This window comes from Vibrio sp. J2-4, from assembly GCF_021728155.1.
GTDB lineage: Bacteria > Pseudomonadota > Gammaproteobacteria > Enterobacterales > Vibrionaceae > Vibrio > Vibrio diabolicus.
Genome location: NZ_JAKKCN010000004.1, coordinates 283,446 through 295,476, shown reverse-complemented (window position 1 = coordinate 295,476; position 12,031 = coordinate 283,446). Strand labels below are relative to the sequence as shown.

Sequence of the window (12,031 nt, the reverse complement as noted above, 5' to 3'; positions counted from 1 at the left end):
AAAAGAAGTAGTATTCCGCAGCGTATCCATAACGGGCTTTGCTGCGGCTAATTCTTTTATAGAAACACTTAGGAGTGAATAATGGCCCGTATAGCAGGCATTAACATTCCTGATCAGAAACATGCAGTAATCGCTCTAACAGCGATCTACGGCATCGGTAAAACTCGCTCTCAAGCTATCCTAGCTGAAGTGGGTATTGCTGAAAATGTTAAGATCAGTGAACTAACTGAAGAGCAGATCGATCAACTGCGTGATGGTGTAGCTAAGTACACTGTAGAAGGTGATCTACGTCGTGAAGTATCTATGAACATCAAGCGTCTTATGGACCTTGGCTGTTACCGTGGTCTTCGTCATCGTCGCAGTCTACCACTACGTGGACAGCGTACTAAAACCAACGCTCGCACCCGTAAGGGTCCGCGTAAGCCGATCAAGAAATAATCGGGAAGGTAGAGTACAATGGCTAAACAACCAACTCGCGCTCGTAAGCGCGTACGCAAGCAAGTTGCAGATGGCGTTGCGCACATCCATGCTTCTTTCAATAACACAATCGTAACCATTACTGACCGTCAAGGTAACGCTCTTGCATGGGCTACTGCAGGTGGTTCTGGTTTCCGTGGTTCTCGTAAGTCTACTCCGTTCGCTGCACAGGTTGCTGCTGAGCGTTGTGCTGAAATGGCTAAAGAATACGGCCTAAAGAACTTGGAAGTTATGGTTAAGGGTCCTGGTCCAGGTCGCGAATCTACTGTTCGTGCACTAAACGCCGCTGGTTTCCGCATCACAAACATCGTTGATGCTACACCAATCCCTCATAACGGTTGTCGTCCACCTAAGAAACGTCGCGTATAACGTTTCTAGGACAATTGGAGAAGAATCATGGCAAGATATTTGGGTCCTAAGCTGAAGCTTAGCCGTCGTGAAGGCACTGACTTATTCCTTAAGTCTGGTGTTCGCGCGATCGATACCAAGTGTAAAATTGATAACGCACCAGGTGTACACGGCGCTCGTCGCGGTCGTCTATCTGAGTATGGCGTTCAGCTTCGTGAGAAGCAAAAAGTACGTCGTATGTACGGCGTTCTAGAAAAACAATTCCGTAACTACTACAAAGAAGCTGCTCGCCTAAAAGGCAACACTGGTGAAAACCTACTTCAGCTTCTTGAAGGTCGTCTTGATAACGTAGTTTACCGCATGGGCTTTGGTGCAACTCGCGCAGAAGCACGTCAGCTAGTTAGCCACAAAGCTATCCTAGTAAACGGTAAAGTTGTAAACGTTCCTTCTTTCAAAGTAGCGGCTAATGACGTTGTTTCTATTCGCGAGAAAGCTAAACAGCAAGCTCGTATTAAAGCGGCTCTAGAAGTTGCTGAACAACGTGAAAAACCAACTTGGATTGAAGTAGATGGTGGCAAGATGGAAGGTACATTCAAGCGTATGCCTGAGCGTTCTGATCTATCAGCTGACATCAACGAACAATTGATCGTCGAGCTTTACTCTAAGTAAGGTTTAAACTAAAGAGAGGACACAATGCAGGGTTCTGTAACAGAATTTCTTAAGCCACGTCTAGTTGACATCGAACAAATCAGCTCGACTCACGCAAAAGTAACTCTTGAGCCATTAGAGCGTGGCTTTGGTCATACTCTGGGTAATGCACTTCGCCGCATTCTTCTATCTTCTATGCCTGGTTGTGCAGTGACAGAAGTAGAAATCGAAGGCGTACTTCACGAGTACAGCACTAAAGAAGGCGTACAAGAAGATATTCTTGAAATCCTTCTAAACCTTAAAGGTTTGGCAGTGCGTGTTGCTGAAGGCAAAGATGAAGTGTTCATTACTTTGAACAAATCAGGCTCGGGCCCTGTGGTTGCAGGTGACATCACCCATGATGGTGATGTAGAGATCGCTAACCCTGAACACGTTATTTGTCACCTAACGGATGACAACGCTGAAATCGCAATGCGTATTAAAGTAGAACGTGGTCGTGGTTATGTTCCAGCTTCTGCGCGTATCCATAACGAAGAAGACGAGCGTCCAATCGGTCGCCTACTAGTAGATGCTACTTACAGCCCAGTAGACAAAATTGCCTACGCTGTAGAAGCAGCTCGTGTAGAACAGCGCACTGATCTAGACAAGCTTGTTATCGATATGGAAACAAACGGTACTCTAGAACCTGAGGAAGCAATCCGTCGTGCAGCTACAATCCTAGCTGAACAATTGGATGCATTCGTAGATCTTCGTGATGTACGAGTTCCTGAGGAGAAAGAAGAGAAGCCAGAATTCGATCCGATCCTACTGCGTCCTGTAGACGATCTTGAACTAACAGTTCGCTCTGCTAACTGTCTGAAAGCAGAAGCGATTCACTACATCGGTGATCTAGTACAACGTACTGAGGTTGAGCTACTTAAAACGCCTAACCTTGGTAAAAAATCTCTTACTGAGATTAAAGACGTACTTGCGTCACGTGGTCTGTCTCTGGGCATGCGCCTAGAAAACTGGCCACCTGCATCAATCGCTGAAGATTAATCGATACTAGTTAGAAGGATTAGGTCATGCGCCATCGTAAGAGTGGTCGTCAACTCAACCGCAACAGCTCACATCGCAAAGCGATGTTCAGCAACATGGCTAGCTCTCTAGTACGTCATGAAGTTATCAAGACTACTTTGCCAAAAGCAAAAGAGCTACGTCGCGTAGTTGAGCCTTTGATTACACTAGCTAAGACTGACAGTGTTGCTAACCGTCGTCTAGCATTTGCACGTACTCGTGACAACGAAGTAGTTGCAAAACTATTTAACGAACTAGGTCCACGTTTTGCTGCTCGTCAGGGCGGTTACACTCGTATCCTAAAAGCTGGCTTCCGTGCTGGTGATAAAGCTCCAATGGCTTACATTGAGCTTGTAGATCGCCCAGCTGCTGAAGAAGCTGCTGAGTAATCAGTTCGTAAGAACGAGAAAGCCGAGCGTTAGCTCGGCTTTTTTGTATCTGCGATTCAGTAAATCTTTATATCTAGCCTGCATTTATTTTACTCCATGCAGACTGGCAATTTAAAAAGTGATTATCACTTGCGCTTATTTACTACTATTCCACAACCCGCCCAACGAACTTAGAAGCCCCTCGCTGGCGCCTTGTTTGTTCAAGTAATCCAGAATTACTGGAGCAAACTGACTGATCATAGAGGGATCTAAACCCAACGTATCGAATGCACTTTTTACTGCACTGATATTCTCAATATTCCCCAGTAAGCTTTGTGCTCCTTGCAAGTTTGAAAGCCCAGGAATCAAAGACTGTAATTCACTGCTATTTTCTTGTGAAAGCTGGCTTTGAGCCAAAGCGAGTAGTGCGCCACTACCTCCAGCCGCTTGTTCTGTAGATACAGGTAATTGGCTAGTTAGCATGTCTGTCAATGGAGATGATTCAGTGTTCAGGCTACTACCTACCATATCCATTAGGCCACTTTCTTTACTTTTTTGCGTGACGGAATCTAAGAATGCGTGTGCACTACCAATGTTCATTGATAAGAGTGCCAGAGTCAGGAGTGTTTTACGCATAGTACCTCCGAAGGTTGAGCGTTTTTAACGTGATTTTATTGTTTTAAAGGCTATCAGAATGAAAGGTTTAGAGGTGAGAAAGTCTATTCAGTTTAGACAAAAAAACGGCGCTAATGCGCCGTTTTATTAAATCATAATTGAAAATGGTTTCAATTAAAGAATATCTAGTAGTTCTACTTCGAAAACTAGTGCTGCGAATGGAGGGATAGCTGCACCAGCGCCACGCTCACCGTACGCAAGCTCTTGTGGTACGTATAGTTTCCACTTAGAACCAACAGGCATTAGTTGTAGTGCTTCTACCCAGCCTTTGATTACGCCTGTAACAGGGAATTCAGCTGGTTGACCGCGAGATACAGAGCTATCGAATACAGTACCGTCAGTTAGCTCACCGTGGTAGTGAACGCGAACTGAGCTTTCTGCTGTTGGAACTGCACCAGTACCTTCAGAAATGATTTCGTACTGAAGGCCAGAGTCTAGAACGTTAACTTCAGGGCGTAGTGCGTTGTCTTTTAGGAACGCTTCGCCTTCTGCTGCTGCAATTTTCGCTGCTTCTTGGCGAGCGTTTTCTGCACGAGTGTGAAGTTCTTGTAGTGCTTTGTTGATTTCATCAATTTCGATTGATGGCATGTCACCAGTTAGTGCTGTTGCAATACCCGCTGCGATAGCATCAACGCTAAGACCTTCAAGACCAGAACCTGCAAGTTGCTGACCCATTTGCAGACCAATGCCGTAGCTTGCTTTTTGTTCTGCAGTTTCAAATTTAATTTCAGACATGAATGTCGCTCTTGTTAGGAGTGATAAAGGCAACAGGATATCAGTTTCGAGCTTAGGTTTAAATGATTGCGACTGAATGCTTAATTGAGGCGGCCAGGGTGTGACTTATCTCTTACTCCAAGTGAAATTTCTGCTAATTTAATCCAAATTCCATTTTAGTTTAGTGAAAAACATATACTCTCCGCGTCGGTATTTTTATACTGGCAGTAGAAGTATTAAGGGACTCATTAAAATGAATCGTCGCAGAAAGAAAAAGCAGCAAGTCGACTATGTCGAATTGGTTAAACAAAAATTCGCTGCTATCGACTGGAAGCAGCCGTTCAACAAAGAGCAATGGTTGGAGCGTATACAGCCAGTTAAGCAGTTTTGGCTGCGCCTACCGAAATTCCATCAGCGAGCTTTGATGGTTTTAGTACCATTGATTCTGGTACTCCTTGTTATTCCTTTGCCGAATAAAACTGAACAATCAGTTGAGCAAGCTGAGGTCGATCATCAGCGCGTAGCGATTCAGCTGAACGCACAGAGTTTAAGCCAGCAAAGAACCTCTAAGAATTCTGGGCCGAAATCCGAAGACTGGAAAGAGTACACGGTTAAAAATGGCGACACGTTAGCGCAGGTTTTCAGAAGTAATCAGCTCTCGATGGCGGATCTTAGCGCTCTAGTAAAAATCGAAGGCAGTGATAAGCCGCTGAGCCAAATTAAACAAGGACAATTGATTCGCTTTAAGCTTAGCGATGAAGGCGAGTTGGATATGCTGCAACTAGAAAAAAGCGGCCGGTCCGTCATGTTTTTCCGCTTATCGGATGGGACCTTTGGGCGCAACAAGTAGATGCTTCAAATGAGCTAAAGACGCGAAGGTATCGCGTCTTTTTAGTTTATCTATCTTTGAATTAGTTAACCTAGCAATGAACGCGTTATATCGCTACGGCTTCTTTTCGCATATCCACATGTGGAATACCATCCTCTAGGTAGCGATCAGAAATAACTTTGAATCCATGACTCGCATAAAACTGGATGAGATGCTCTTGAGCTCCTATATCAATCGTCTGTCCTGGCCACAATATTTCACACTGTGTTAATGCCTCTTTCAGCAACTTATGTCCCAGACCATCACCACGCGCAGTTTGTTTGGTGACGACTCGACCAATGCTTACATTGTCATACGTCGTGCCAGCGGGTAGCAATCGTGCGCAAGCAACAAGTTCATCACCGTGGTAACCTATTAGATGATAAACACCTTCCAGTGTGTCTTTGCCATCCAGTTCAGGATAAGGGCAGGTTTGTTCAACGACGAATACATCCACACGTAATTTCATCATTGTATACAATTGTGTGGTTGTCAGTTGAGCAAAGGGCAAAGTAATCCAAGTGAGCATGTTGTCATCCGTCATGAGAGTAGAGTGACTGACTTTACTTTGTTTTGTACTCATACTCATTAACAAAGGTTAATTATCACTGGTTTTCCCACCAAATCTGGTGATAATGTGCCCTCTTTTCATCTCACCTGAGGATATTCCCGTGAGCAAACAAACTTTTGATCAAGTCGGGCTAAACCCAGCGTTACTCGCCACACTTGATTCCCTGAACTACACCCACATGACGCCAATTCAAGCTTTGAGTTTGCCTGCAATCCTAAAACATCGTGATGTCATCGGGCAGGGTAAAACGGGCTCAGGTAAAACCGCTGCATTTGGTTTGGGTGTTTTATCGAACCTTAACGTCAAACGCTTTCGTGTCCAGTCATTAGTATTGTGTCCAACTCGTGAGCTTGCGGATCAAGTCGCGAAGGAAATTCGTACTTTAGGTCGTGGCATTCATAATATTAAAGTGCTTACTCTCTGCGGTGGGATGCCAATGGGGCCACAAATTGGTTCGCTGGAGCATGGAGCGCATATCCTAGTCGGCACACCTGGCCGTATTTTGGATCACCTTGAGAAAGGCCGCATTAACCTTAGCGAGCTGAATACCTTGGTGTTGGATGAAGCTGATCGCATGTTGGACATGGGTTTCCAAGACGCATTAGATGCGATTATTGATGCAGCGCCAAAGCAGCGTCAAACTCTACTTTTCAGTGCTACTTTCCCGGAGAAAATTGAGCAAATTGCGCAGCGTATTATGCAGACGCCTGAAGTCATTAAGGTGGAATCGACGCACGATACCTCAAGCATTGCTCAGCATTTCTACAAAGTTGAAGGTTCGGAAGCGCGTGATGAAGCGTTGGCGAACTTGCTACTGACTCACCAACCAGAGTCCGCGGTGGTTTTTTGCAATACCAAAAAAGAAGTGCAAAGTGTCGCAGATGAGTTGCATCGCAAAGGGTTCAGCGTTATCGATATCCATGGGGACTTAGAACAGCGTGAACGCGATCAGGCATTGGTGCAGTTTGCTAACAAGAGTGTTTCTATCCTTGTCGCAACAGACGTCGCGGCGCGTGGTTTGGACGTAGATAACCTTGATGCAGTCTTTAACTTTGAGCTATCACGCGATCCTGAGGTTCATGTACACCGTATCGGTCGTACAGGCCGTGCGGGTAGTAAAGGTTTGGCGTTCAGCTTCTTTGGAGAGAAAGACGGTTTGCGTGTAGCTCGTATTGAAGAATACCTGGATATGGACGTGGTACCAGCAACATTGCCTGCCAAATCAAATCAGCAGCCATACCAAGCGAAGATGGTGACGATTAACATTGATGGCGGTAAGAAACAGAAAGTACGACCGGGTGATATCTTAGGGTGTCTGACGGGAAAAAATGGTATCCCAGGCTCTCAAGTTGGCAAGATTCACCTTTTCCCGATGCGCGCCTACGTTGCGGTCGAGAAGTCAGCTGCCAAAAAGGCTCTACAAACCATTAGTAATGGCAAGATGAAAGGGCGTCAGTTCCGGGCGCGGCTTCTTAAATAGCTTAAATAGCATAGAAAGGCTCTTCGTTTGAAGAGCCTTTTCTTTTTCGAGTTTACTTGGATGTGTGATCTTTAGTTAAGCGCGCTTTAATTCGGCTCAAACTGATAGGCGTGATCCCAAGATAAGCTGCTATTTGGCTATCGGTAATACGTAGCTTTAAGTCTGGGTAGTGGGCGCAAAATAATTGGTATCGTTCCTCTGGCGAATAGAGCAGCATAAAGCGTTCTTTGTTCTCTTTATTAACCAGTTGGTTTTCGAGTAGCTTTAAGTAAATGGCGTGCTTTTCTGCTCGCCATTGATGCAGCGTTTCAATTGGTAAGCAAAATAGCAGACAAGCGCTCAGCGTTTCCAATAAGTAAGGCGAAGGTTGGTTCTTAATTATGCTCTCAAAGCCGATAACCCAGTCTTTCTCCCAATAAAACTCTTTACTGAACTCTTTGCCCTGCTCAGTGAGATAGCTTGCATGGCATAACCCTTCAATAATGAAGTAAAGGTGCGAGCTAAACTCTCCTTGGTGGTTAAGAATGTGGCGCGTAGGCAGTTCGAGTAACTCACCATTTTCGATAAGTTGGTTTGCTTCTGTGTCTAAGAAGCCATGATTGACTAAGTCTGAAAAAAGATCGCTGTGCATGTGATAACTCAGAAACGGTTTTCTTTATTCTAACGGGTTTTATTGATAACAAAAAAGCGGCTCATGAGAGCCGCTTAGCGTTGTTGTCAAATCAGCCTTACTTATTCAGATCGATTCGGTAAATCGCGAAACCAATGTCGTCAGTCGCGACACGTTTCATTGGGTATTGACCTTTATCTTTAATGAATTGCGCCGCTTTATCGCTAGGAGACGTTTCGAAGCGAATATCTAGCTTTTTATCGGATTTAATCGGTGCGAAAGACCAGTTGTTGTCAGCGCTTGGTGTCACTTCACCTTTTTCTTCACTCACGCGAGAAATATAAGCGGCGACGACAGAGCGGTTTTCATCTGGTGCGTCAAACGCAATAAAGTCTGGGCCCGTACCAGGGAAGGTATTGCTATAAGCACGGTAGTTATTGGTTGCGATGATGAAGTCTTGTTTTGGATCAACTGGCTTACCGTTGTAAGTCAGGTTCACGATACGCTGTGAACCTGGATTGATCACTTTACAATCTGCATCGTACTTCGGCGGTTGAGTAACATCGATCTGGTAGTTCACCCCATCAATGACATCGAAGTTGTACGTACGGAAATTATCCCAATCAATCAAAGATTGCGGTTCAGGATTGTTGATGTCGATGTGGTTGAATTGACCCGCGCTGCACTCTAGCCATTCGCGAACCTCTTTACCTTTCACTTTCATCGCGACCAAGGTGTTGGGATATAAATAAAGATCGGCCGCATTACGGAAGGTGAGCTGACCGGATTCGACTTCTGTAAAGTTATTCGGATCGTTTTTACGCCCCCCGACTTTAAATGGTGCTGCGGCACTCAATACTGGAATGTCAGCGAGATCTGGGTCGCCTTGAATAAAGCGTTCCACGTAATCTTTCTGAGCAAGGTTAACGATCTGAATGGTGGGGTCATCCTGCACTAATGCCAAGAAGCTGTACATGACATCATTTGCTTTGCCGATTGGTTGGTTTACAAATTCACGAGTGCCTTTGTGATCCTCTTCTAACGCTTTCACAATACCTTCATCGGCTTTAGCTAATGACTTCTTATTTACTTTATCGAAGATAGGGCGTGCTTCTGCTTGGCCTTCAACTACTTGCCATCTGCCGTCTTTCTCTTTCAGCATCAAATCCATCACACCTACGTGACTTCCCCAGCGGCCCGGCATCACTGACGTTACACCATTGATGGTCCCTTTCTCGGTATCAACATCAGGTAGGTTTGCGAAGTCTTTCCCTGGGAAGACCGCGTGAGAGTGGCCAAAAGCAATCGCATCAATACCTTCAACTTCTGTGAGGTAGTAAACTGAGTTTTCAGCGCCTAGCTTGTATGGGTCAGTAGAAATGCCCGAGTGTGGAATCGCCACAATCACGTCTGCGCCTTCTTTCTTCATTTGAGGAATCAGTTTCTCTGCTGTTTCCTTAATGTCTTTAGCAAAGACTTTGCCTTCTAAGTTCTTCTTATCCCACACCATAATTTGTGGTGGTACAAAGCCGATATAACCCACTTTTATTTGATGCGCTTCGCCGTTTGTATCTTTAAAGGTGTGAGTTTTGATGAGGTAAGGCTTGAAGTAATGCTCACCGGTTTTTTTATCAAATACGTTTGCGTTGATGTAAGGGAAGTTAGCGCCCGCCAACGTTTTTTGTAGAAAATCTAAGCCATAGTTGAACTCATGATTGCCAATGTTGCCCACATCGTAGTCTAGTTGGTTCATCGCCTTGTAGACTGGGTGCACATCGCCAGCGTTAATCCCTTTCGCAGCCATGTAATCACCCATTGGGCTGCCCTGAATTAAATCGCCGTTATCTACTAATACCGTGTTTTCTGCCTCGGACTTAGCCTGTTTCACTATGGTCGCAGCGCGACTTAAACCAATTTGCTGTGATGGTTGGTCTTTGTAGTAATCGTAATCCATCACGTTGGTGTGAATGTCGGTGGTTTCGATGATACGAAGCTTGATGGTATCGGCCATCGCAGGGCCCGCAAGCGTTAGCATGCCACTTAACACTGCGAGGGAAATAGGGTGAACTGCCACTTTCATTTGGTGCTCCAATTCAATGGGAAGGGGGAATCGTACCGCGTAATGTATCAAACGCTGGTGCAACTTAATGATAAAGATACAGAAAACTGTGAACATAAATCAGTTTACTGAACCTTATTCATATTAACCGCCGACTTTTTCACGCTTTTGAATGAGACCAAACAAAAACTTCTTAGCAGATTTTTGAATAAAAAATGAAATTTTAGAATTTCAGGTAATATAAACGCCCCGCCATAATGCTTGCATAACGATATCAATGGACGATGAGCAAGCACATGGCAACGAACGATTCAGTCACTTCTTTTCCTAAACCAAAGCCCCGGTTAGTTTCTGACAACTCAGTAGCTGGTGTTACTCGTTTTGCAAAGCAATCGCTACAGCCTGGTGAAGTCGCCTTAGTGGGGGCGGGGCCGGGTGATCCTGAACTTTTGACAGTGAAAGCACTGAACTGTTTGCAGCAAGCCGATGTGGTTTTGTACGACTACTTGGTGTCTGAAGAAATCATGGCCTTGATCCCTAGCGATACGATTTTTGTGTGCGTTGGGAAACGAGCTGGGCATCACAGTGTGCCGCAGGAGAAGACGAACCAGCTATTGGTGGACTTTGCCAAGCAGGGCTACAAAGTAGTGCGCATTAAAGGTGGTGATCCATTTGTATTCGGTCGTGGCGGTGAAGAGCTGGAAGTGCTTGCTGATGCAGGCGTGCGTTTTCAGGTCGTCCCTGGCATTACCGCGGCAGCTGGCGCAACGGCCTATGCTGGGATTCCACTGACTCATCGCGATTACGCGCAATCGGCCATCTTTGTGACCGGCCACTTGAAAGAAGAAAGCGATGAGATGGATTGGTCCACGTTGGCGCGTGGGAATCAGACTTTAGTGATCTACATGGGGCTGATGAAATCACACTATATTCAGAATCAACTCATTAAGCATGGTCGTTCTGCGTCGACTCCGATTGCCATTATTGAGCGTGGTACGCAGATTCAACAAAAAGTATTTACGGGAGAGCTCTCCCAACTCTCTGATTTATCGAAGGAAGCTCAATCGCCATCTTTGATTGTTGTCGGAGAGGTAGTGCGACTGTCTCAAAAGTTAGACTGGTTTTTGTCTAGTACTGAATTCAACAAAAGTGCTATTGCCAACTCCATATAATTTCAGACCAAAGATTAGAGACGTAATGCGCCTTCAAGCTTAAAAAGGAAATACAAAACATGGACCAACAACGTTTAACTCACCTTAAACAACTCGAAGCGGAGAGTATCCATATTATCCGCGAAGTTGCGGCTGAGTTTGATAACCCAGTGATGATGTATTCGATTGGTAAAGACTCATCAGTGATGCTGCACCTAGCGCGTAAAGCGTTTTACCCGGGCAAAATTCCATTCCCACTTTTGCATGTCGATACCGACTGGAAATTCCGCGAGATGATTGAGTTTCGCGATCGCACCGCTGCCAAATACGGCTTTGAGCTTTTGGTACATAAGAACCCAGAAGGTCTAGCAATGGGCTGCAGTCCGTTTGTTCATGGCTCGTCAAAGCATACGGACATCATGAAAACGCAAGGTCTTAAGCAGGCGCTAAACAAATATGGCTTCGATGCGGCCTTTGGTGGTGCGCGCCGCGACGAAGAGAAATCACGGGCGAAAGAGCGCGTGTATTCATTCCGCGATAAGAACCATACATGGGACCCTAAAAACCAACGTCCTGAGCTATGGAAGACGTACAACGGCCAGGTTAATAAGGGTGAGAGCATTCGTGTATTCCCACTTTCGAACTGGACGGAGCTTGATATCTGGCAATACATCTATTTAGAAAACATCGAGATCGTACCGCTTTATCTCGCTGACAAACGTCCAGTTGTTGAACGCGACGGCATGCTAATCATGGTTGATGATGATCGTATGGAGCTTCAACCGGGTGAAGTGATCGAAGAGAAGAGTGTGCGTTTCCGTACTCTTGGTTGTTATCCATTAACTGGGGCTATCGAGTCTGAAGCGAACACTTTGACCGGCATTATCGAAGAGATGCTGGTGGCAACGTCGAGTGAGCGCCAAGGTCGAGCGATCGACCACGATCAGTCAGGATCGATGGAGCTTAAAAAACGTCAAGGTTACTTCTAAAGGATCTAAGGAAAGAT

General features: G+C 45.4%; 14 protein-coding genes. 9 read left to right on the top strand and 5 right to left on the bottom strand.

Features of this window, described 5'->3' with window-relative positions:
- Positions 1-81: 81 nt before the first annotated feature.
- From rpsM to rplQ, 5 genes are read left to right on the top strand one after another with little or no spacing between them, the layout of a single operon-like run.
- Positions 82-438 (top strand): 30S ribosomal protein S13, encoded by a 357-nt coding sequence (gene rpsM / locus L3V32_RS15880; protein ID WP_005383154.1) that lies wholly within the window; start codon positions 82-84, stop codon positions 436-438.
- An 18-nt stretch (positions 439-456) separates the two neighbouring features.
- Complete coding sequence (gene rpsK, locus L3V32_RS15875) at positions 457-846, top strand: 30S ribosomal protein S11 (RefSeq protein ID WP_001118870.1); 390 nt, start codon at positions 457-459, stop codon at positions 844-846.
- A 27-nt stretch (positions 847-873) separates the two neighbouring features.
- Positions 874-1,494: a 30S ribosomal protein S4 gene (gene rpsD, locus L3V32_RS15870; protein ID WP_005383146.1), complete on the top strand. Its 621-nt coding sequence runs from the start codon at positions 874-876 to the stop codon at positions 1,492-1,494.
- A 24-nt stretch (positions 1,495-1,518) separates the two neighbouring features.
- On the top strand, positions 1,519-2,511 hold the full coding sequence (locus L3V32_RS15865) for a DNA-directed RNA polymerase subunit alpha (RefSeq protein WP_005383143.1): 993 nt from the start codon (positions 1,519-1,521) through the stop codon (positions 2,509-2,511).
- A 26-nt stretch (positions 2,512-2,537) separates the two neighbouring features.
- The gene (gene rplQ / locus L3V32_RS15860) at positions 2,538-2,918 is read left to right on the top strand and encodes a 50S ribosomal protein L17 (RefSeq protein WP_005383141.1); all 381 of its coding nucleotides are present in this window, start codon (positions 2,538-2,540) and stop codon (positions 2,916-2,918) included.
- Between the two features lie 135 nt (positions 2,919-3,053).
- Here rplQ and L3V32_RS15855 read toward each other — a convergent pair whose 3' ends face one another.
- Together L3V32_RS15855 and L3V32_RS15850 are read right to left on the bottom strand one after the other, a co-directional pair.
- Positions 3,054-3,533, bottom strand: a complete 480-nt coding sequence (locus L3V32_RS15855; RefSeq protein ID WP_048626581.1) for a DUF2780 domain-containing protein — start codon at positions 3,531-3,533, stop codon at positions 3,054-3,056.
- A gap of 153 nt (positions 3,534-3,686) precedes the next feature.
- Positions 3,687-4,307, bottom strand: a complete 621-nt coding sequence (locus L3V32_RS15850) for an FKBP-type peptidyl-prolyl cis-trans isomerase (RefSeq protein WP_237284673.1) — start codon at positions 4,305-4,307, stop codon at positions 3,687-3,689.
- 232 nt (positions 4,308-4,539) lie between these two features.
- On the opposite strand from L3V32_RS15850, the gene L3V32_RS15845 reads away from it, so the two are divergent.
- Positions 4,540-5,136 carry a LysM-like peptidoglycan-binding domain-containing protein gene (locus L3V32_RS15845; protein WP_012841171.1) on the top strand — a complete coding sequence of 199 codons (597 nt, stop codon included), beginning with the start codon at positions 4,540-4,542 and terminating at the stop codon, positions 5,134-5,136.
- An 85-nt stretch (positions 5,137-5,221) separates the two neighbouring features.
- Here the strand turns inward: L3V32_RS15845 and L3V32_RS15840 are convergent, their stop codons facing one another.
- The gene (locus L3V32_RS15840; protein ID WP_046874180.1) at positions 5,222-5,683 is read right to left on the bottom strand and encodes a GNAT family N-acetyltransferase; all 462 of its coding nucleotides are present in this window, start codon (positions 5,681-5,683) and stop codon (positions 5,222-5,224) included.
- A 142-nt stretch (positions 5,684-5,825) separates the two neighbouring features.
- On the opposite strand from L3V32_RS15840, the gene dbpA reads away from it, so the two are divergent.
- Positions 5,826-7,205, top strand: a complete 1,380-nt coding sequence (gene dbpA, locus L3V32_RS15835) for an ATP-dependent RNA helicase DbpA (RefSeq protein WP_047009023.1) — start codon at positions 5,826-5,828, stop codon at positions 7,203-7,205.
- A gap of 52 nt (positions 7,206-7,257) precedes the next feature.
- Here dbpA and L3V32_RS15830 read toward each other — a convergent pair whose 3' ends face one another.
- Positions 7,258-7,836, bottom strand: coding sequence for a Crp/Fnr family transcriptional regulator (locus L3V32_RS15830; RefSeq protein WP_237284672.1), 579 nt, complete (start codon positions 7,834-7,836; stop codon positions 7,258-7,260).
- A gap of 97 nt (positions 7,837-7,933) precedes the next feature.
- A complete protein-coding gene (gene cpdB, locus L3V32_RS15825; RefSeq protein ID WP_237284671.1) occupies positions 7,934-9,895 on the bottom strand; it encodes a 2',3'-cyclic-nucleotide 2'-phosphodiesterase in 1,962 nt (653 codons plus the stop codon).
- A gap of 275 nt (positions 9,896-10,170) precedes the next feature.
- Between cpdB and cobA the strand changes: the two genes are divergently transcribed.
- Both cobA and cysD read left to right on the top strand, forming a co-directional pair.
- Positions 10,171-11,046, top strand: a complete 876-nt coding sequence (gene cobA / locus L3V32_RS15820; protein ID WP_237284670.1) for a uroporphyrinogen-III C-methyltransferase — start codon at positions 10,171-10,173, stop codon at positions 11,044-11,046.
- Positions 11,047-11,105: 59 nt separating this feature from the next.
- The gene (gene cysD, locus L3V32_RS15815) at positions 11,106-12,014 is read left to right on the top strand and encodes a sulfate adenylyltransferase subunit CysD (protein ID WP_005379592.1); all 909 of its coding nucleotides are present in this window, start codon (positions 11,106-11,108) and stop codon (positions 12,012-12,014) included.
- Positions 12,015-12,031 lie beyond the last annotated feature (17 nt).

What these genes read in the sequence shown, in the direction of transcription:
- rpsM (WP_005383154.1), top strand. Translation starts at nt 82, where the DNA reads ATGGCCCGTATAGCAGGCATTAACATTCCTGATCAGAAACATGCAGTA.
- rpsK (WP_001118870.1), top strand. Translation starts at nt 457, where the DNA reads ATGGCTAAACAACCAACTCGCGCTCGTAAGCGCGTACGCAAGCAAGTT.
- rpsD (WP_005383146.1), top strand. Translation starts at nt 874, where the DNA reads ATGGCAAGATATTTGGGTCCTAAGCTGAAGCTTAGCCGTCGTGAAGGC.
- L3V32_RS15865 (WP_005383143.1), top strand. Translation starts at nt 1,519, where the DNA reads ATGCAGGGTTCTGTAACAGAATTTCTTAAGCCACGTCTAGTTGACATC.
- rplQ (WP_005383141.1), top strand. Translation starts at nt 2,538, where the DNA reads ATGCGCCATCGTAAGAGTGGTCGTCAACTCAACCGCAACAGCTCACAT.
- L3V32_RS15855 (WP_048626581.1), bottom strand. Translation starts at nt 3,533, where the DNA reads ATGCGTAAAACACTCCTGACTCTGGCACTCTTATCAATGAACATTGGT.
- L3V32_RS15850 (WP_237284673.1), bottom strand. Translation starts at nt 4,307, where the DNA reads ATGTCTGAAATTAAATTTGAAACTGCAGAACAAAAAGCAAGCTACGGC.
- L3V32_RS15845 (WP_012841171.1), top strand. Translation starts at nt 4,540, where the DNA reads ATGAATCGTCGCAGAAAGAAAAAGCAGCAAGTCGACTATGTCGAATTG.
- L3V32_RS15840 (WP_046874180.1), bottom strand. Translation starts at nt 5,683, where the DNA reads ATGCTCACTTGGATTACTTTGCCCTTTGCTCAACTGACAACCACACAA.
- L3V32_RS15830 (WP_237284672.1), bottom strand. Translation starts at nt 7,836, where the DNA reads ATGCACAGCGATCTTTTTTCAGACTTAGTCAATCATGGCTTCTTAGAC.
- cpdB (WP_237284671.1), bottom strand. Translation starts at nt 9,895, where the DNA reads ATGAAAGTGGCAGTTCACCCTATTTCCCTCGCAGTGTTAAGTGGCATG.
- cobA (WP_237284670.1), top strand. Translation starts at nt 10,171, where the DNA reads ATGGCAACGAACGATTCAGTCACTTCTTTTCCTAAACCAAAGCCCCGG.
- cysD (WP_005379592.1), top strand. Translation starts at nt 11,106, where the DNA reads ATGGACCAACAACGTTTAACTCACCTTAAACAACTCGAAGCGGAGAGT.